The organism is Pseudomonas brassicacearum subsp. neoaurantiaca (assembly GCF_013608025.1).
Lineage (GTDB): Bacteria > Pseudomonadota > Gammaproteobacteria > Pseudomonadales > Pseudomonadaceae > Aquipseudomonas.
The window spans coordinates 57,937-77,754 of record NZ_VDLV01000058.1; the positions used below are offsets into that span (position 1 = coordinate 57,937).

Annotated in this window: 17 protein-coding genes, 1 tRNA gene and 1 pseudogene; 7 read left to right on the plus strand and 12 right to left on the minus strand. The window is 60.9% G+C overall.

All coding sequences use genetic code 11. The annotated features are described in order from the left end of the window. Nucleotides 1–118, plus strand: a pseudogene (locus FHK92_RS28230) (DUF6124 family protein); the annotation flags it as partial. A 151-nt stretch (nucleotides 119–269) separates the two neighbouring features. Here FHK92_RS28230 and dibA read toward each other — a convergent pair. After that, nucleotides 270–2,177, minus strand: a complete 1,908-nt coding sequence (gene dibA, locus FHK92_RS25590) for a phosphodiesterase DibA (RefSeq protein ID WP_181290576.1) — start codon at nucleotides 2,175–2,177, stop codon at nucleotides 270–272. A gap of 145 nt (nucleotides 2,178–2,322) precedes the next feature. Here dibA and desA point away from each other — a divergent pair, with 145 nt between their 5' ends. Both desA and FHK92_RS25600 read left to right on the plus strand, forming a co-directional pair. Then, nucleotides 2,323–3,507: a delta-9 fatty acid desaturase DesA gene (gene desA, locus FHK92_RS25595; RefSeq protein WP_181290577.1), complete on the plus strand. Its 1,185-nt coding sequence runs from the start codon at nucleotides 2,323–2,325 to the stop codon at nucleotides 3,505–3,507. A 308-nt stretch (nucleotides 3,508–3,815) separates the two neighbouring features. Beyond that, nucleotides 3,816–4,805, plus strand: coding sequence for a GGDEF domain-containing protein (locus tag FHK92_RS25600; protein WP_181290578.1), 990 nt, complete (start codon nucleotides 3,816–3,818; stop codon nucleotides 4,803–4,805). A 148-nt stretch (nucleotides 4,806–4,953) separates the two neighbouring features. On the opposite strand, the gene FHK92_RS25605 is transcribed toward FHK92_RS25600, so the two are convergent. The 3 genes from FHK92_RS25605 to gabD all read right to left on the minus strand — a co-directional run bounded on the left by FHK92_RS25605 (nucleotide 4,954) and on the right by gabD (nucleotide 9,209). Next, complete coding sequence (locus tag FHK92_RS25605; protein ID WP_181290579.1) at nucleotides 4,954–6,168, minus strand: response regulator; 1,215 nt, start codon at nucleotides 6,166–6,168, stop codon at nucleotides 4,954–4,956. A gap of 149 nt (nucleotides 6,169–6,317) precedes the next feature. Continuing rightward, a complete protein-coding gene (gabT, locus tag FHK92_RS25610) occupies nucleotides 6,318–7,595 on the minus strand; it encodes a 4-aminobutyrate--2-oxoglutarate transaminase (protein WP_181290580.1) in 1,278 nt (425 codons plus the stop codon). 171 nt (nucleotides 7,596–7,766) lie between these two features. Further along, the gene (gene gabD / locus FHK92_RS25615; protein WP_181290581.1) at nucleotides 7,767–9,209 is read right to left on the minus strand and encodes an NADP-dependent succinate-semialdehyde dehydrogenase; all 1,443 of its coding nucleotides are present in this window, start codon (nucleotides 9,207–9,209) and stop codon (nucleotides 7,767–7,769) included. 350 nt (nucleotides 9,210–9,559) lie between these two features. On the opposite strand from gabD, the gene FHK92_RS25620 reads away from it, so the two are divergent. Then, nucleotides 9,560–9,636 (plus strand) — tRNA-Arg (locus FHK92_RS25620). 205 nt (nucleotides 9,637–9,841) lie between these two features. Here the strand turns inward: FHK92_RS25620 and FHK92_RS25625 are convergent. The 5 genes from FHK92_RS25625 to FHK92_RS25645 form a co-directional block, all read right to left on the minus strand. Further along, a complete protein-coding gene (locus tag FHK92_RS25625; protein WP_181290582.1) occupies nucleotides 9,842–10,363 on the minus strand; it encodes a PIN domain-containing protein in 522 nt (173 codons plus the stop codon). 1 nt (nucleotide 10,364) lies between these two features. Continuing rightward, nucleotides 10,365–11,075 (minus strand): hypothetical protein, encoded by a 711-nt coding sequence (locus FHK92_RS25630; protein WP_181290583.1) that lies wholly within the window; start codon nucleotides 11,073–11,075, stop codon nucleotides 10,365–10,367. A gap of 241 nt (nucleotides 11,076–11,316) precedes the next feature. Further along, nucleotides 11,317–11,934, minus strand: a complete 618-nt coding sequence (locus tag FHK92_RS25635; RefSeq protein ID WP_181290584.1) for a hypothetical protein — start codon at nucleotides 11,932–11,934, stop codon at nucleotides 11,317–11,319. Continuing rightward, nucleotides 11,931–12,503 carry an RNA polymerase sigma factor gene (locus FHK92_RS25640; RefSeq protein WP_181290618.1) on the minus strand — a complete coding sequence of 191 codons (573 nt, stop codon included), beginning with the start codon at nucleotides 12,501–12,503 and terminating at the stop codon, nucleotides 11,931–11,933. The genes FHK92_RS25635 and FHK92_RS25640 overlap by 4 nt, the downstream gene beginning before the upstream one ends. Nucleotides 12,504–12,679: 176 nt before the next feature. Beyond that, entirely contained in the window at nucleotides 12,680–14,356 is a 1,677-nt protein-coding gene (locus FHK92_RS25645) for a vWA domain-containing protein (RefSeq protein ID WP_181290585.1), read from the minus strand. 193 nt (nucleotides 14,357–14,549) lie between these two features. Here FHK92_RS25645 and FHK92_RS25650 point away from each other — a divergent pair, with 193 nt between their 5' ends. Together FHK92_RS25650 and FHK92_RS25655 are read left to right on the plus strand one after the other, a co-directional pair. After that, nucleotides 14,550–15,161, plus strand: a complete 612-nt coding sequence (locus FHK92_RS25650) for a hypothetical protein (protein ID WP_181290586.1) — start codon at nucleotides 14,550–14,552, stop codon at nucleotides 15,159–15,161. 19 nt (nucleotides 15,162–15,180) lie between these two features. After that, entirely contained in the window at nucleotides 15,181–15,765 is a 585-nt protein-coding gene (locus FHK92_RS25655) for a hypothetical protein (RefSeq protein WP_181290587.1), read from the plus strand. Between the two features lie 179 nt (nucleotides 15,766–15,944). Here FHK92_RS25655 and FHK92_RS25660 read toward each other — a convergent pair whose 3' ends face one another. From FHK92_RS25660 to FHK92_RS25670, 3 genes are all read right to left on the minus strand, one after another. Next, entirely contained in the window at nucleotides 15,945–17,258 is a 1,314-nt protein-coding gene (locus FHK92_RS25660) for an MFS transporter (RefSeq protein WP_181290588.1), read from the minus strand. A 39-nt stretch (nucleotides 17,259–17,297) separates the two neighbouring features. Continuing rightward, entirely contained in the window at nucleotides 17,298–17,471 is a 174-nt protein-coding gene (locus FHK92_RS25665; protein ID WP_181290589.1) for a hypothetical protein, read from the minus strand. Between the two features lie 115 nt (nucleotides 17,472–17,586). Beyond that, entirely contained in the window at nucleotides 17,587–18,144 is a 558-nt protein-coding gene (locus FHK92_RS25670; protein WP_181290590.1) for a YbhB/YbcL family Raf kinase inhibitor-like protein, read from the minus strand. A gap of 140 nt (nucleotides 18,145–18,284) precedes the next feature. On the opposite strand from FHK92_RS25670, the gene FHK92_RS25675 reads away from it, so the two are divergent. Continuing rightward, nucleotides 18,285–19,817, plus strand: a complete 1,533-nt coding sequence (locus FHK92_RS25675; protein WP_181290591.1) for an FAD-dependent oxidoreductase — start codon at nucleotides 18,285–18,287, stop codon at nucleotides 19,815–19,817. The last annotated feature ends 1 nt before the right edge of the window (nucleotide 19,818 follow it).

Sequence of the window (19,818 nt, forward strand, 5' to 3'; positions counted from 1 at the left end):
TTGCGTCGCCCTGGCGATCAGCCGCATGGCCGATGGGGTTCAGTTGTTGGTTGAGCGGGCGTTGGATCATTTGGAAACGAAGGAAGTGGCGGCGACTGCAGCCAAGGGACAGGCCTGACATCGAGGCAAGCTGAGCCAACGCCATCGCGAGCAAGCTCGCTCCCACAAGGGATCGGGGCTGTCGCAGATATTTAAGCCACCACAAAACAACTGTGGGAGCGAGCTTGCTCGCGATGGCGGGGCATCAGTCAACATCAATGCCGCGGGGATCACGCAATGACCGGCACCCGCTCCCAATCCAACTGCACCGCCGCGACCGGCCGGCCAAACCAGTACCCCTGCCCCAACTCACAAGCCTGGCCCAGCAAAAACGCCGCCTGCTCGCGCTGCTCGATACCCTCGGCATGCACCTGCATACCCATGCTGTGAGCCAGGGCGATGATCACGCGGACGATCGCCACGTCGTCTTCGTCCCACGGCAACCCGGCTACAAAACCCTGGTCGATCTTGAGCTTCTGCACAGGCAAACGCTTGAGCCGCAGCAGCGACGAATAACCCGTGCCGAAATCATCGATGGCCAGCCGCACACCCAATTCGCGCAAGCGGTGCATCTGTTCCAGCGCGACTTCCGGGTCTTCCATCACCGCGCTTTCGGTCACTTCCAATTCCAGGAGAGCCGGATCAAGGCCGGTCTCATGCAATACGCGGGCGACTTGCTCGTACAGTTCGCGACGGGCGAACAAGCGGCTGGAAACGTTGACCGCGACGAATGACAAGCCCACGCCCGCCTGCTGCCACTCACACATTTGCCGGCAGGCCTGCTCCATGACCCAGGCATCGATCTGGGCGATCAGCCCCGTACGTTCGGCGATCGGAATGAACTCAGCCGGCGAAACCAGCCCTCGCGTGGGATGCTCCCAGCGTACGAGCGCCTCGACGCCAACCAGACGGCTGGTCGCCAGGTCGTGCACCGGTTGGTAATGCACCCGCAACTCCTCTTGCTGCAGGGCGCGTCGAAGTTCGAAAGCGACTTCGACCCGTTGCTGAGCGTGGGCGGTGAGTTCTTCGGTGTACAAGGCGTAGCCATCCCGTCCGCTGCTCTTGGCCTTGAACAGCGCCGAATCAGCGTTACGCAGCAATTGCCCGGCGCTGAGGGCGTCGCCGGGGAACAGGCTGATACCGATGCTGGCGTTGACAAACAGGGATTGCTCGCCGAGCTGCAACGGCTCTTTCAGTGCGTCGAGGATGCGCCGGGCCAACGCCGCTGCCTGCCCAGGCTGGGAGCAGTTTTCCACGAGCACCGCGAACTCGTCGCCGCCCAGCCGGGCCAAGGTGATGCCCGGCGCGAACAGGTCCAGAAAGCGCTTGGCCACGCCTTTGAGCAACTCATCGCCCACGCTGTGGCCGAGGCTGTCGTTGATGTTCTTGAAGTGATCGAGGTCAAGCAGCAGAAGCGCGCACCCACGCTTGTGGAGCTGCGCCGATGCCACGGCTTGCTCGGTTCGATCGGAAAACAACAGGCGATTGGGCAGGCCGGTCAGCGGGTCGTGATGGGCCAGGTGCGCCAGCTCATGCTCCGAATCCTTGATCGCACTGATGTCGGAAAACACCGCGACGTATTGGCTGACTTCGCCGTTGTCGTCGACGACGGCACGGATGGTTTGCCATTGCGGATAGATTTCGCCACTTTTACGGCGATTCCAGATTTCACCGCTCCATTCGCCACGGCTGGACAGGGAGGCAAACATTTCCCGGTAGAAGGCCGGTCCGTGACGGCCGGATTTGAATAGATTGGGCTGGCGACCCAGTACTTCGTCTCGACCATAACCGGTGATCGCCATGAACGCCCGGTTGACGTGCACGATCAGGCCTTGGCGGTCCGTGACCAGGACGCCTTCGCGGGTGCAATCGAAGACGGCGGCGGCCTGGCGCAACCGTTCGCGGTCAACCGAGCCCTCGCCCTTCTCGAAACACCGCACGATCCGCACCCGAGCCATGAAAATCAGCCCAGCGCTGACCAACACCCAGGCATAACCGTTGATCAGTTGCCAGCGAAGCCGGTCGGCGGAATGATCGAAGAAACTGCTCAATAAATAACCAACCAGCTGCAGCCAGGCAATGGATAACACGAGGTAGAGCAGTGCCCCACGCACGGCAGCGCGGTGAGAGATGGTCATGCGGTCGTCCATGTCCCTGTAATTTGAGGGGATTATAGAGGAAGAAACATCCTGCCACTCTTATCTGAAAGGCCGACTGGTTTTATCCCTCGAGCTGGTGATAATGCAACGGCAGTTTCTATTTTTATCGAGGGCCCTACAGCCTATGTGGTACGAAGGTTTTCTTGGCTTGTCGCCCTGGTCGCTGGTGGCAGTCACCCTGCTGATGACCCACGTGACGATCATCAGCGTCACGGTCTACCTGCACCGTTATTCGGCCCACCGTTCCCTGGAACTGAACGCCGGCCTCAAACATTTCTTCCGCTTCTGGCTGTGGCTGACCACGGCGCAGAACACCCGCGAGTGGACGGCCATCCACCGAAAGCACCACGCCAAATGCGAAACCGAGGATGACCCCCACAGCCCGGTCATCAAAGGCTTGTCCACGGTGCTGCGCAAAGGCGCCGAGCTGTATCGCGCCGAGGCGGAAAACCCGGAAACCCTGCGCATCTACGGCAAGAATTGTCCGGAAGACTGGATCGAGCGCAATCTCTACAGTCGCTTCCCTTTGCTGGGCGTGGCGATCATGGGCGTCATCGACCTGCTGCTGTTCGGCACAATCGGCATCACCATCTGGGCCATCCAGATGATGTGGATCCCTGTCTGGGCCGCCGGCGTGGTCAACGGCCTGGGGCATGCCGTGGGCTATCGCAACTTCGAATGCCGCGACGCGGCGACCAATCTGGTGCCCTGGGGCATCCTGATCGGCGGCGAAGAACTGCACAATAACCACCACACCTACCCCAATTCGGCCAAGCTGTCGGTGCGCAAATGGGAGTTCGACCTGGGCTGGGCCTGGATCAAGCTCTTCAGTTTCCTGCGCCTGGCCAAGGTCCAGCGGGTCGCGCCGATCGCCCACCGTGTCGAAGGCAAGGGCCACCTGGACATGGACACCGCCATGGCGATCCTCAACAACCGTTTCCAGATCATGGCCCAGTACCGCCGGCTGGTCATCGCACCGCTGGTCAAGCAAGAGCTGGATAAAGTCGATCACTCCGTGCGCCACCAATTTCATCGGGCCAAACGCCTGTTGTCACGGGAAACCAGCCTGCTGGATGATCGCCACCACCTGCGCATCCAGAACATGCTGGAGCACAGCCAGGCACTGAAGGTGATCTACGAAAAACGCCTGGCCTTGCAGCAGATCTGGGTCAAGACCAGCAGCAACGGCCACGACATGCTCGCGGCCATCAAGGAATGGGTCCACGAAGCCGAAGCCAGTGGCATCCAGTCCCTGCGAGATTTTGCCGACCAGCTCAAGACCTACTCGCTGCGGCCTGCCACGGCCTGACACCGATGTGCGCGGCGGGGGGGTTGTTGTGGCGAGGGGATTTATCCCCGCTGGGCTGCGCAGCAGCCCCAAGACAGCGATGTAGCTATTTCTGACGCACCGAGCCAACTGGTTTCAGGGCTGCTGCGCAGCCCAACGGGGATAAATCCCCTCGCCACAGGTTCAGCGTCGTCATTCCCCGCCCTTCGTCGCCTGAAAAGGAACTTCGCCCACAATCCCCTATCTCAAGAGCACTTCGCCATCCTGGCGGGCTTTGGAGTATGCGCGTGCAAATCCACAGCAATGCACGTTCTTTGAGATTTGTGCCGATGGTCGACAAGAACCTACAGGATTCATCCCAGCCTCATTGGCCCGAAGCGGCCCAGACACTCATGGCGCTGATGCACGCCCAAGGCGAAGTGGCACGCCTGAGCGAGCGGGAACAATTGTTCAGTTCGTTGCTCGTCAGCGTCAACGCGGTGCTGTGGGCATTCAATTGGGAAACCCGGCAGGTGCTGTACGTCAGCCCCGCCTACGAACGGATTTTCGGTCGGCCCGCAGGCCTGGTCCTGGCGGATTACAACGAATGGCGTGACGCTATCTACCCGGACGACCTGGATTACGCCGAACGCAGCCTGGCTGAAGTATTGGTCAAAGGTGCCGTCGAAGACCGCGAATACCGGATCATCGCCGCCGATGGCCAGATTCGCTGGCTAAGCGACAAATGCTTCATCAACCGCCAAGCCGACCCGGGGCAGCCGGTGATCGTGGTCGGTATTGCCGAAGACATCACCGAGAAAAAACTGCTCGAAAGCGAACTGCAGCGGCTAGCGACCACCGATGTGCTGACCCAGAGCAGCAACCGTCGGCACTTCTTCGAGTGCGCCCATCGCGAGTTCGAGCAGGCTCGGCTACAAGGCACGCCCATGGCGTTCCTGTTGCTGGACATCGATGATTTCAAGTTGATCAACGACACCTACGGCCACCAGGAAGGCGATACGGTGTTGCAGAAGATCGCCGAGAGCGGACGAAGCGTGCTCAGGCGCGGTGACTTGTTCGGGCGGATCGGCGGCGAAGAGTTCGCCGCTGTGTTTCCAGGTTGCCCACCGGACATGGCGCTGCAGGTTGCCGAGCGCCTGCAGCGGGAAATCCAACGCCTGGCGTTCCGCTGCGGGGAGCAGAATTTCGGGATCACCGTCAGCCAGGGCCTGACCGGAATCACCGCCGAAGACCAGACCCTCGATAGCTTGTTTGCCCGTGCCGACGCGGCGATGTACGAGGCCAAGCGCCAGGGCAAGAACCGCATAATCGCCGCCTGAGGCCAATCTCAGCGCAATCGAATCCGGCCATGCCGCTGATCCTGTGGGAGCGAGCTTGCTCGCGAAGGCGTCAGGTCAGTCGACATCAATATTGACTGGTACACCGCCATCGCGAGCAAGCTCGCTCCCACAGGGTTGGGCGGTGACTTTATTTACGGCGCAACCGCATCAATTCCGGCAACCCGATCTTCAGCAGACGCGCCGTGCGCCCCCGAGCCAGTTCTTCAAGGCCTTCATGGGACGGCAAATGGGCCATCTGCGCAGCCATGTTCATCACCAGGGCCTCGCGCGAATAAACCCCACCGCCCAGGCCATACACTGCCGCGATCAACTCGCGCAGCTCCAACGGCAGCCGCCAGCGAGTGCGCAGCGCCGAGCCGAATCCGGCGCCGAATTGCTCGAGGGAATCCCCGACTTCCTCAGGCTCATCCAAATCGCCGCCGGCCTGCATCCACTCTTCCAGGCAGCGCAGCAGCGCCAGGTCGCCCAAGCGATGCAACAGGCCAGCGCAGTAGCAGCGCTCCTGCTCCAGATCCAGCATTCGGGCAATCGTCCGGGCGTATTCGGCGGTGTGCAGCGATAACTCCCAATAACGTTCGGCATAATCCGCCAGGCACGGAACACTCAGCCTGGCACAGCGCTTGATGGTCAGGCCGAGGATCAGGTTCATGCTCTGTCCGGTACCGAGCTGGTGCAACGCCTGGGCCACGGTCTGTACCGGGCCGCCGCCCTGATGCTGGGCAGCGCTGTTGGCCGCGGCGATCAGCACGGCGGTGATCTGCGGGTCGGTGCGGATCTCTTCTTCCAGCAGCTTCAGATCCAGCCCGCCGGGATTGAGGCTGCGCTTGATCGCCACTTGCACATCGGTCATCAACGGCGCGCCTTCGGCCAGATCCCGTCGACGCTCAAGGAACGTGGCCAACGTGAGCCCCGGCCCCGGGTTTGGCGCGGGATTGGACGTGTCTTCGCCGCTCAAGAGCAAACCTTGCAAACGCTGGGTCAGGTTCTCGCGGTTCAAGGGCTTGGTCAGGTACGCCGTCGGCGCCAGCGGCAAGACCTCGCGCACGCTGGCGCTGTCATTGCGACGGCTCACCAGGATGAACGGCAACGCGGGCGTACGGTGCTGCTGGCGCAAGCTGCGCAAAATGCTCAAGCCATCGACACCTGGCAGCTCCCAGTCAGCGATTATCAGATCGTAGGGGTTATGCGCCAGCAACTCCAAGGCCTGCCGTCCCTCTTCACAGGTGTCCACCCGGGCATCGCAACGCACGCTCGACAAGACCTGTTCAAGCAGCTCCCTGGACGCTGGATCGGCCTCGGCGATCAGCACACGCGGTACAGCAGGTAAATCCACAGCAGTCATGCCGCATCGCTCCCTTGCAATACATCCACCTTAGACAATTGTGGTCATTCCAGACAGTTCAAAATCGTCAGAACCCTTTCCTCGCCTATGAAAAAACCCGCCGAAGCGGGTTTTTTGTGGATCAACGCACAGCTCAAGGCTCTTACATATCAGAGCTCGGAGAAGCACTCTTCGATGATCGCCAGGCCTTTGTCCAGTTGCTCGTCTGGCGAAGTCAGCGGCACCAGCACCCGCAGGACGTTGCCGTAAGTGCCGCAGGACAGCAGGATCAGGCCTTTGTCACGCGCCTTGGCGACGACTTGCGCCACTGCGGCAGCGTTCGGCTTGTGGCTGTCGCCATTCTCGAACAGTTCCAGTGCGATCATCGCGCCCAGGGCACGTACTTCACCAATCACCGGGTATTTTTTCTGGATAGCCTTGAGGCCAGTCACCAGGCGCTCGCCTACAGCCTTGCAGCGATCCAGCAGCTGTTCTTCTTCGAACACTTCCATCACCGCCAGCGCTGCGGCGCAAGCAATCGGGCTACCGGCATAGGTGCCGCCCAGGCCGCCCGGCGCGATGGCATCCATGTACTCGGCCTTGCCGCACACACCGGCCAGCGGGAAACCGCCAGCGATGGATTTGGCGAAGGTGGTCAGGTCGGCGGCAACGCCCATCTGTTCCATGGCGAAGAACGTACCGGTACGGCCGGCACCGGTCTGCACTTCGTCAGCGATCAGCAGGATGCCGTGCTGGTCGCACAGGGCACGCAGGCGCTTCATGAATTCTTTCGGCGCTACATAGAAACCACCCTCGCCCTGCACCGGCTCGATGATGATGGCGGCGATGTCGCGTGGCTCGGCGTCGTTCTTGAAGATGCGCTCGATGCTGGCGATGGAGTCATCGATGCTCACGCCATGCAGTTCGTTCGGGTACAGCGCGCGGAAGATACCGCCAGGCATCAGGCCCATGCCGGCCGAGTAAGGCACGACTTTACCGGTCAGGCCCAGGGTCATCATGGTGCGACCGTGGTAAGCGCCGGTGAACGCGATCACACCGGCACGGCCAGTGGCGGCGCGGGCAATTTTCACGGCGTTTTCCACCGCTTCCGAACCGGTGGTCACCAGCAGGGTTTTCTTGGCGAAATCACCTGGGACCTTGGCGTTGATTTTTTCGCACAGTTCCACGTACGGCTCGTAGGCCAGGACCTGGAAGCAAGTGTGGGTCAGCTTGTTCAGCTGTTCGGTCACGGCGGCGATGATTTTCGGGTGCACGTGGCCGGTGTTCAGCACGGCGATACCGCCGGCGAAGTCGATGAATTCACGGCCTTCAACGTCGGTTACCGTGGCGTTCTTCGCCGATTCGGCGAAGATCGGGTGAATCTGGCCGACGCCACGGGGAACAGCGGCGGTACGGCGGGCCATCAAGTCAGCGTTAGTCTTGCTCATTACAGTCCTCATTCGCCGCTCATCGGTCGGCGTGGCTCAAGGAATATATGGCGGGGAGGCAACTGCGACAGCATGCGATGATCGACTGCCGCAGCGTTCCGGCCACAAGAAACAGAACGGGTGAAACGCGCAAAGGGACAGCGCTCTCGTGCCCTTTGCGCTTGAAGCAGATCAGATACCCAGGCAGAGGTATTTGATTTCCAGGTAGTCCTCGATGCCGTACTTGGAACCTTCACGGCCCAGGCCCGAGGCCTTGATGCCGCCGAACGGCGCGACTTCGTTGGAGATCAACCCAGTGTTGACGCCGACCATGCCGTATTCCAGGGCTTCGGCCACACGGAACACACGGCCCAAGTCGCGGGCATAGAAGTACGAGGCCAGACCAAACTCGGTGTCGTTGGACATCGCGATCACTTCGGCTTCGTCTTTGAAACGGAACAGCGGCGCCAGCGGGCCGAAGGTCTCTTCCTTCGCCACGGCGGCGTTTTTCGGTACGTTGGTCAGGATGGTCGGCTCGAAGAAGTTGCCTTCCATCTGCTTGCCGCCCGCCAGCACGGTCGCGCCTTTGCCAACGGCATCGGCGATGTGTTCCTGGACCTTGGCGACGGCTTTTTCGTCGATCAGCGGGCCAGTGGTGGTGCCGTCTTCCAGGCCGTTGCCGATCTTGAGCTTGGCCACCGCAGCCTTGAGTTTTTCGGCGAACGCGTCGTACACCGAATCCTGGATATACAGGCGGTTGGCGCAGACACAGGTCTGGCCGTTGTTACGGTATTTGGAAATGATCGCGCCTTCGACGGCCTTATCCAGGTCCGCGTCGTCGAACACGATGAACGGCGCGTTGCCGCCCAGTTCCAGGGAGACTTTCTTGATGTCCTTGGCACATTCGGCCATCAGTTGACGACCGATTTCGGTCGAACCGGTGAAGGAGAGTTTGCGCACGATCGGGTTGCTGGTCAGCTCGCCGCCGATGTCGCCGGCGCTGCCGGTGACCACGCTCAGCACGCCTTGCGGAATGCCGGCACGGTGCGCCAGCTCAACCAGGGCCAGGGCCGAGAACGGGGTTTGCGAAGCGGGCTTGATGACCATGGTGCAACCGGCAGCCAGGGCCGGGCCTGCCTTGCGGGTGATCATTGCGGCCGGGAAGTTCCACGGGGTAATGGCTGCAGTCACGCCGATCGGTTGCTTGATCACGATCAGGCGCTTGTCGGGTTGGTGGCCGGGAATCACGTCGCCGTAGATGCGCTTGGCTTCTTCGGCGAACCACTCGATGAACGAGGCGGCGTAGACGATTTCGCCCTTGGCTTCGGCCAGCGGCTTGCCCTGCTCCAGGGTCATCAGGCGACCCAGGTCGTCCTGGTTTTCGATCAGCAATTCGTACCAGCGGCGCAGCTTGTTGGCGCGCTCCTTGGCAGTCAGCGCACGCCAGGCCGGCAGCGCCTTGTCGGCGGCTTCAATCGCACGACGGGTTTCGGCAGCGCCCATCTTCGGCACCGTGCCCAGTACTTCGCCCGTTGCCGGGTTGGTCACCTTGATCGTCTGACCATTGTCCGCATCGACCCAAGCGCCATCGATAAAGGCTTGCTGGCGGAACAACTGGGTGTCTTTAAGCTGCATGTCGGCTTTCCTTAACAGCACCGCGCGCACGCGGAGCGAATTAGAGTTGTAGAAAGGCGCCTTATGGGCTGCCGTCAGGGAAATCATTCACCGGGCTGAAGCACAGAAATAACGCACATAAGCACAGACGTGCGGTTCAGCACCCAGACAAGAGCGTTTGAAATCTCAAACGAATCCTAGGGCCGATGGGGTCAGAGGACAATAGGCTGTTCGAAAAAAAGAACGAAAAACCTGCATTTGCCTGTTTTTTCTGATCAGCGTAGCCAACAGCCGCCGAACGAGGTGAAAACAAACGGCAAATCAGCAGCATGGACGCCCGCCATGCTTATGAGTATCATGGCGCCCGCGTTGCACCAGTAGCTCAGCTGGATAGAGTACTGCCCTCCGAAGGCAGGGGTCGTGGGTTCGAATCCCGCCTGGTGCACCATATACGTAAAATCGAAAAGCCCCAGTCCTCACGGACTGGGGCTTTTTTGTGGGTGTCGTTTCCCAGTAGGTGCTTTGGTGTAAATAATTCAGAGGATAAAAACGCCTGCGCGATATCAGCAGGGGCAGCGCTTCAACCGACAGGGGCTGTGTTGCAAATAGCTGTATGGAGTAGATCTTCCGTCGACGATTTTCTCGGGAAACACTCAGTCGAAATCGGCCTCGAGTTGCTCAGGAGCAGGTTCAATATCTCCCAAGGACTTCACCACAAGTCCACATTTCTGAGCTTTGGAATAAAGACCCACATCGTGAGTCCATACTTCATCCGCATTGGTTGCAAGGGCCGTAGCAATAATCTGTCGATCAAAACGCAGCTTGGCTTTCGTTGCTGCAGGGTCAAGGACCTTTAGTTCATTGTCATCGACCATACGAGCACATTCGACCGCAGCGATCTGATCGAACGATACGATCTCAAAACATGAATAGCCGTTTATGACGTCCAGATGGCTCTGGTGGAAATCCCGATCAATGCCGACAAGATACTCAGCCAATGCAGGTGTTGGTATCAGCACCGTCCCGCCTCTTACGTCAACCAGTTCGATTAGGGCCTCAGCCCTCGCCTCCGCCCTATCGACGTTGCGACCGGTGGCGGGGTCAACCAAGACGATACCATCCTTGGTATTTCCCAAGGCTTGGACAAGAACGTTGGTGTCGAGAACTATGCGCACCTCATCCCCTTAGATTCTGGATCGTTCCATGGGGATCATCCATCTCGCTCCAAGTCATACCACCGAGTTCCTTGAGCTGGGTAACTGCGCTACGCAGAGAAGTTTTTTCAAGTTTCTCATAGGACTGAATGAACATTTTTCGCAGCCGCCAGCCACCGTGCGGCCGGCTTTCCCATTCACCTTTTCCGTGAACGCGGACGTACTTGAACAAAAGCTTGCCCAGTTGCTCAGCCAACGCTGTATCGGCTTCACAAAGAAGAGTTTCGCCGCCAGCGCCCTCAAGTCGAACAGGTACAGTCTCGTCTTTCCCGCCTACGACATACAGTCGACCTTGAACGCTACCCTGCTTGATGACAATCATGGGAGGAGGAGCTGCCTTGGCTTTTGGAAACTGAAGAATGTTCGCATCCGCGGCTTGCAAGGCTCCATCCACTCGATCTTGCTCCATCAATGCAGATAGTTGCAGATAGGCTTTCCGTGCTCGCTTAGGGCCGATTCCCTGAGCTGCCTCCCGCACCCTATTCAGGACGTGAAGATATTTATCATCCTCGACCCATGTATTCAGGCAGACACAACCTTCGGTGACAGAGTCAAAATGAACGTTATCTTGCGAGCCGAAAAGCTCAGCGAGCTCACACAGATAATCCGTCAAGCGAGCCATCGAGAGCTTGCTTGGATCGGTTCCGTCGAGTTCGAGCATCAGCTTTTTCATGCCGTCGAGTATAGTTCCACCCAAATGATCCTGCTATGCCTGCATTTGTAACGCTGCGCCCAACTTAATCGCCCACAACGCTAACCTGCCGGCACCATCGACGTTCCGCCTCGCCACTTCCAACAAATCCAAACCTTCTCGCAGCAGCAGATACGCAGCGTTAAGATCGCAGCCTTCGACAGCGCCTACAGCGCAGCCAGCGAAAGCAAGCTCCCTCGCCACCAACGCTAGCAGTATGCCGTCAACGCTGACGCAACGCCTCCAACCGCGCCGGCAAGTCCTCCTTTGGAAAACGCTTGTGTAGCGCCAGCAGTTTTTCATCAGCGGCCTTGCTATCCCCCACCTCGCGCAAACGCAGGATTTCCATCAAGCCTTGTTCCAGCGATGGCAGCGCAGCCGGCGCGGCCTTGCTCATTTTCGCGGCAGGCTTTTCCAGCAGCGCCTGGTCAGCGCTTGCCGGAGCCCGGGCCAACTCGCCCTGGGGCGCCATGCGGATGATCGGCGCGGGGGCGGGCATGGCCGGTGGCGGTGCGGCGGCAACCGCGGGCTCTTGTTGGTCGGCGGAAAATTCCATCGACGCGGGAGCGGCCAACTCGTCGTGGGGCACGGGCGAGCGCAGCACCAGGCCGATCATCAGCGCCACTCCGGCGACCGTGGCGAATGCCATCTGCCAACGCGGTCGCTGACAAGCTTGCAACCAGCGCTGCCACAGGCTCGGCGCGGGCGCCGAGGTTTCACGGCGGGCGGTGGCCAGGATAAAGGCGTCCAGGGAGGCCGGCGGTTCGCCGTTGGCGTGCTGGCGGAAATGCTCGATCAACATTTCGTCGTCGGCATCCGGCGTGTGTTTGCGGTCGATCATGCGGGTACCTCCTCGGCCAACAGTCGATGCAATTTCTGTTGGGCGTAACGCAAGCGGCTCTTGACCGTTTCCAGCGGGGCGCCGATCAGCGCAGCAATTTGCGGCAATTCCAAGTCGCCGTGCAGGCGCAGCAGAAACACTTCCCGCTGATCTTCGGGCAGGGCCTGCAAGGCGGCATCGAGCCGTGCCTGGTCGCGACTCAGGCTCAACTGCTGCTCGGGGCTGCCGGTGTCGTCGGGCTGGACGTGGAGTTGCTCGTCGTAACTGTCGTGCAACGGGTTGTGGACACCGTGTTTGCGCCAGTGGTCAATCAACCGGTTGCGGGCAATCTGGAACAACCAGGTACGAAAACTCGCCCGGCCTTGTGGCTGGGTGGCGCTGCGGATCAGGCTGAGCCAGGTGTCCTGGAAGATTTCCTCGGCCAGTTCGGCCTTGTTGCTCAACGACACGAGAAAACGATAAAGCCCCTGCCGATGACGGGCATACAGGACTTCGAAAGAAGCCCCGTCGCCATTGCGGTAGCGGGCCAGCAACGCTTCGTCGCTGGGTGAATCAAGCGCAGCGGGCATGTCGGTGACGAACTCCTTTCCAGTCATTGCAACACAGTCCTGGCAGACAACAAGGGAACCCTGTGGGAGCGAGCTTGCTCGCGATGGCGGTGCATCAGTCAACATCAACGCCAACCGAACCGACGCCATCGCGAGCAAGCTCGCTCCCACATTTTTGATCCTCGTTGTCGTCAGGATCAGCGTTTGGCCGCAGGTTCAAGGCTCTGCGCAAGTTCCACCAACTGTACAAACTCGGCGCGCAACCCGAATGGGTCATCACCACGGGCCGAGCGCGCCAGTTGGGCGGTGTCCTTCAGGTTCATCGTGCCAGTGTAGTGTCCATCGCCCTTGAGCTGCTGGGCGAAGGCCGCCACGGACGCCGCGAAACGCAGGTCATCGCTGGGTTGTTTTTCGCTTTGCGCGCTGGCGATTGGATGCTCGATCAAGCGACTGCTGCCGCCCTCGACCGGCTTGTAGCGTACACGTAACATCGCCAGTTCAGCGGATTTGCCGTCCGTCTTCGGCGCGTTGCCATAACGCAGTGGCTCCAACCAGCCCGGCTCGCCCTTCGGGACAATTTCGTACAACGCCGTCACCGTGTGCCCAGCGCCGATCTCGCCAGCGTCGACCTTGTCGTTGTTGAAATCCTCACGCTTCAACGCACGGTTTTCATAACCCAGCAGGCGATATTCGCTGACCTGCGCCGGGTTGAATTCCACTTGCAACTTCACGTCCCGCGCCACCACGGCCAAGGTGGAGCTGAGTTGGTCCACCAGGACCTTGCGCGCTTCGAGCAGGTTGTCGATGTAGGCATAGTTACCATCGCCGGCGTCAGCCAGTTGCTCCATCAGGTGTTCGTTGTAGTTGTCCACACCAAAGCCCAGCGTCGTCAGGGAGACGCCGCTTTTACGCTGGTCCACCGCCATCTGCTTGAGGCTGTCGAAGTCGCTGATGCCGACGTTGAAGTCGCCGTCGGTGGCCAGCAGGATGCGGTTGATGCCGTTGTCGATGAAGCTCTCCCGCGCCATCTGATAGGCCAGCTCGATGCCTGAGGCGCCTGCGGTTGAGCCACCGGCATTGAGTTGGTCGATGGCGTTGCGGATTTTCACTTTGTCACGACCCGAGGTGGGCTTGAGCACCACCCGGGACTCGCCGGCGTAGACCACGAGGGACACGCGGTCCTGGTCGCGCAATTGATCCACCAGCAGTTTCAGCGTGCTCTTGACCAGCGGCAGGCCTTCACGACGGTCCATGGAACCGGACACGTCCACCAGAAACACCAGGTTGGCCGGGGCCAGCTCCGCCACGGCGCGGTCGGACGCCTTTATGCCGATGCGCAGCAAACGGGTATGGGGATTCCACGGCGACGGGGCGATTTCGGTCGTTACGCCAAACGGCGAGCCATCGGTGGGCAAGGCGTAGTGGTAAGGGAAGTAATTGACCATCTCCTCCAAGCGCACGGCGCCCTCGGGCGGCAGGCTGCCCTGGTTGAGGAGGCGTCGCACGTTGGCGTAGCTGCCGGTATCGACGTCCACACTGAAGGTTGAGACTGGCGTCTCGGCAACGCTGTGGATGGGATTGTCCGGCAGCTTTTCGTATTGCTCGCGCGGCCCGGCATGGTAACCCTCGGCAATGGAATCGTTCGCCACGCTTGGGGCAGGCATCGCTGCCGGTTTCATGAGCATGCGCTTGACCGTCGACTGACGCACTTCGGCGATCTCGCCTTGCGGTACAACACTGGGCGCCACGACCGCCGGTTCGGCCGGCTTGCCAGTCTCTCGGGACGAAGACAACCCACAACCGGCCAACGTCACCAGCATCGTGACAGCAAAGCCTTGGGCGGCAGGACGCATAAAAGAAAGTGGACGGGACATGGGCTGAACCTCGTGAATGGATGATCCGTACGCAAGGTCAGACGCAGGGCTGAAGTGATTCGGGTTAACCGCCTGAAAATAATTTTCTGACTGTTCGCAGCCCTTCCTCAGCTTGATGCTTTTGCAATTGCGCTCAAGTTACCGCTCCTCGGGTCGAGACACTAAAGTGCCATCACTCCTATAAGGACATTCCGTGCTCAAAACACTTCTCAAGGCCACTGCCCTCGCCGCCACCCTGTCGATGACCGGCTGCGTCTCCTACACCGTCACCGGCCCCGTGGGTGCTCCGGCGCACCCCGCTCCGATCAGCAGTCCGCGTGCCGCGCAAATCGCCGATGTGGCCGTTTCAGCCCCGGACGTCAACGACGCCACGCGCACGGCCATCAGCCGTTCCCTGACGGCTCAGCTCAATCAGTACGTGCAGACCGGCGGCTACTTCAAGCAGGTCACCGAATACCCGACGCGCCTGGGCGAGAATGACGTGTTGCTCAAGTTCGACATGACTTCCCTCAAAGGCCATCGCGCTCCGCATCCGGGCTATTTCCCCGGCGCGTTGCTGACCCTGACCATCTGGATCTGGGTGAACGGTCCGATCTACGTCGACAGTTTCGACGTCGCGGGGAACCTGAGCATCGTCGATCGCGACGGCAAGGAACTGGCGAGCGCCAAGGAAGAGATCAAGCTTGAACGCAACGTAGGCCTGTATGGCCGCGAATACTGGGCACCGACCATGGGTGCACAGCAATTGAATCAGCTGGTGGCGCAACTGTTGGATAACGCCACGGCGCGCCTGGCCAAGCAATAATTCCTAGGAGCAGGACACCATGGGTTTCATCAAACACAGTTTCATCCTTGCCGCCGTGCTGCTGACGGGTTGCGTGTCTTACTCGCAACACGAATTGCCGGACGTTAAAACCTGGCCACCTGCTGCTGCTACCACAGCCTCCAAGCCAACCGCCTTCGTGCGCACCACTGCGCAGAATCAGGTCAACGGTGGCCCGGCCGTCGCCGCCTCGGGCGCCCAGGCTACCGCTTGGGAAGGCTCGGTGGCCGAGACCTTCCGCGACTCCGGACGTTTCGCGCGGGTCAGCACCGACAAGGTCGAATCAGACATCTACGCCGAAGCCACCTTGCGAAACAATGAACAGTTCAGCATGGCTTCGGCCATCATCACCGGCGCGACCTTCTTCATTATCCCGTCCACAGCCGAGAATACTTTTACACTCGAAACTGTGTTCAAGGACAAGGACGGCAAGGAACTGGGACGCGTGCAGAAGAGCGAGTCGGTACGCACCTGGATGCAGTTGGTGCTGATCTTCGGTATTCCGTTCCAGCAGGACACTCGTGACGTCGTGCAGGCGCTGACACGCAGTACTTTGGAAGAGGCTGTGCAGCGGCGGTTGCTGTAATCGACTGCTCTCACAACGCAGGGAGCGTCCTTGTGGCGAGGGCGCTTGTTCCCGCTTGACCGGGCAGGTGCGCCAGTGCGAAGTGCTCACATAAGGGGCCGCTTCGCAGCCCGGCGGGAGCAAGCTCCCTCGCCACGGATCATTCCAACCTTGGACCGTATTGCTGTCTACGCGCAGAGCTAGGATTCACAGGCCAATGACGGCTGCGCGGCCTTCGCGTGCCGTCCCGGAAAATACGCCGCCGCCCCGACGCCCACGGCGCCCATGATCGCGCAATACACCACGCACACCCACGGGCTCCACGGCACCAGCGCGATCAGCACCAACGGCGTCATGCTTGCCCACAGGGCATAGGCGATGTTGTAGGTGAACGAGATGCCGGACACGCGAATCTTTGGCGGGAACAGGCTGACCATCACCGACGGCACTGCGCCGACCACGCCACAACCCAGCCCGGCCACCGCGTAGGCCAGGCCCAACCAGGCACTGTCACTGATCAGGCTGGCATAGAGCACGCCGATGCCCAGGGGCAGCAGCACGCTGTAGAGCATGACGGTGCGCCAGGCGCCGATGCGGTCGACGATGAGGCCGGCCAGGACGCAGCCGATGTTCAGGAAAACGATGCCGAGGCTGCTCAGGGCGAAGGTGTGGCTGGGGGTCAGGCCAAAGCTTTTCTGCATCACGGTTGGGGTGATGACGACGAACACGACCACGGCGGAGGTCAGCACACAGGTGAGAATCGCGGCGGGCAGCAAGGCGTGCCGATGGTCGCGCAGGACCGTGCGCAACGGCAGTTCCGCCGCACCTTCACGATTGGCTTGCAGCGCCATGAAGATCGGCGTTTCGCTGAGCCAGCGGCGCAGCCAGACGCCAATCACACCGAAGACTCCACCCAGCAGGAATGGCAAGCGCCAGGCGTAATCGAGGACTTCCGCCGGGGTATAGATACGCGCCAGCGCCGTGGCGGTCAGGGCGCCGAGCAAATAGCCAAAGGTCAGGCCCGCCTGGAGAAACCCCAGGGCATAGCCACGATGTCGCAGCGGCGCATGCTCAGCGACAAAGACCCAGGCGCTGGGCACTTCGCCGCCCACCGCCGCGCCTTGCAGGATGCGCAGCGCCAGCAACAGCAACGGGGCGAAATAGCCGATCTGCGCATAGGTCGGCATCACGCCGATGAGCAGGCACGGCAACGCCATCATGAGGATGCTCAAGCTGAACACCCGCTTGCGCCCCAGGCGATCGGCGAAGTGCGCCATGAGAATCCCGCCCAAGGGCCGCGCCAGATAACCCGTGGCAAAAATTCCGAAGCTTTGCAGCAGGCGCAGCCACTCGGGCATCTCCGGCGGAAAGAACAGTTGGCTGAGGGTCAGGGCGAAGAAGACGAAAATGATGAAATCATAGATTTCCAGCGCACCGCCGAGGGCGGCCAGGCCCAGGGTCTTGTAGTCGGATCGGCTGAACCGCGCGTCTGGCAGATGAGTCGAGGCAGTCATAGGCAGGTTTGAAAAAATATGTGGAAAGAAGGCAACGGCTCAGGCAGCGGGATCTTTGTCCACGGGCTGCGCCGGTGATTGGCCTGGCTCGGCGTCTGCGGCCTCGTCAGCAGGCAGGAAATCCTTGCGGCTCTGGGCGATGGCCCGGCGTATCTCGTCGCCTTTGGTGGGGCAATTCTTGAGGCGGGCGATGCCGTCGGTTTTCTGCGTCATCGCCATCCTCCGGCATGAGTGAACAGGGGGCCGATAGTGCTCGCTTTTGGCGCTTGATGCCAACTTCCGTGACGATTGGAGCTGCTAGGGCCCTCGTCACGGAGCCAAGGTCCAATCAACGGTGGTAGCGACGCACCACGCTGCTGTTGCGCAGTACATGGCCGTTGAGTTTTTCCATCAGTTGGGCACGTGTAAGGCCGGCGGGCAGGGCTTCGGGCGGCAGATCCAGGGCGAATATCTGAATCAGGTAATGATGGGCGCTGTCCCCAACAGGCGGGCACGGACCGATGTAGCCAGGGGTGTTCTTGCTGTTGAGGCCGTTCATGCCCTCAAGTGTGGATTTGGTGCCCGCGCCCGCAGGGATCTGCCGGGTGCTGGCCTTGATTCCGTAAAGGACCCAATGATCCACGCCCTGCCCCCGCTGACCGTCGGGGTCGAGCATGACGATGGCGTAGCTGAGGGTGCCGGGAGGGCCGGCGCTCCAACTCAAGGCCGGGGAAATATTTTTGCCGCCGCATTTGTTGGCGTCGCTGGCAGCCGCTGCGGTGAAGAGGCGGTCATCCGACACACCGGGAATGCTCAGGGTAAAACGCTCTTCGGCCTGGATCCCTTGTGCGCACAGCACGAGGGTAACGGCCGCGAGCCAGGAGGAAAGGGAAGTCAATCGGGTCATACCGGGCACCTTGAATGCGGGTCAGGCCATGGACGGCCTGCGAACTATAGCCGCAGCGCCGGCCCGGTTGCAGTGACAATTACGCTGAACCTCGCTCCAATTGCTCGACTCCAACGGGAAACGCCTGCCGGAGAACGACCATGCCCATGCATCAAGTCGCCCGCCTCGCTGATGTGCGAGAAGACCGCGGCCTCGAAGTCCCCCTCAACGAATCGTCCATCCTGCTGCTGCGGGCCGGCGGACAGGTACGGGCATTCCAAGGCAAATGCCCCCACGCCGGAGCGCCCCTGGCCAAGGGTGCGGTGTGCCACGGCCGGTTGATCTGCCCGTGGCACAAAGCGGCATTTCGCGCCGAAGACGGCGCCCTGTGCGAGCCGCCGGCCCTCGACAGCCTGGAGCGCTATCACGTCGAGGTGCGAGGCGAGGAAGTCTGGGTCGATGACCAACCCCTGCCGGCCGAGAAAATCCCGCCGGCCGATGACCCGCGTTCCTTCGTCATTATCGGCTCCGGAGCCGCCGGCACGGCATGCGCAGCGGCGCTGCGCGAGAAGGGTTTCGGTGGTCGGATCCTGATGATCGACCGGGAACCCGAAGCCGGCTATGACCGCACCGTTTTAAGTAAATATGTCCTGGCTGGCGACATGGCAGCGGATAAAACCCCGCCCCTGCGCGATGAAACTTATTTCACCCAGCAACGCATCGAACGGCGCCATGGCGAGGTCACGGAGCTTGATGTGGATGCGCGCCAGATCCGCCTCGCCAGCGGCGAAACGTTGAGCTACGACGCGGTGCTTCTCGCCACCGGTGGTGTGCCCAGGACGCCAGGCTTTGCGGGACTCGACCTGCCAAATGTTTTCACCCTGCGCTCCTTGGCCGACAGCCGACGGATCCTCGACCGTACCCAGCCAGGGCAACGAGCAGTGATCATCGGCGACAGTTTCATTGCCATGGAGGTCGCCTCCTCGCTGCGCAAACGCGAACTGAGCGTCACCGTCCTGGCCCGTCATCCGGTGCCATTCGCCAAGCAATTCGGCGACAGCATCGGCAAGGCAATCCTGGCAAGGCACCGGGCCAATGGGGTGGTTTATCACAGCGATGGCGAAGCAGCGCGAATCGAAGGCGAGGACAAGGCCGAGGCCGTGGTGCTGGATAACGGCCAGCGCTTTGCGGCGGATCTGGTCATCGTCGGCATCGGCGTGCGCCCGGCCACGGAGCCGTTTGCCAACCTGCCACGTGGGAAGGACGAATCGTTGATCGTCGACGATGGTATGCGCGTGACCGATGGCGTCTGGGCCGTGGGCGACATCGCGACCTTTCCCCTCAACGGCCAGCCCCGGCGCATCGAACATTGGCGCCTGGCCCAGCAACAAGCCCGGATCGCCGCGACGAACATGCTCGGTGGTGAAGAACATTACCTGGACGTGCCGTTCTTCTGGACGTATCACTTCGGCAAGCGCTACGACTACCTGGGCCACGCCGAGGAATGGGACGAAGTGCAATTCAAGGGAACGCCCGAGCATCCGCCCTTTATCGCATTGCTCGGCAAGAACAACCTCGTCGCGGCTGCCGTGGCCTGTGATGAAGGCCGGGCCATGGCGGCCCTGGCCCAGCGCATGAAACAACCGCTGCCGGTGGATGAGGCTTGGCGGCTGGTTCGGGATTTTTCGATGTAGG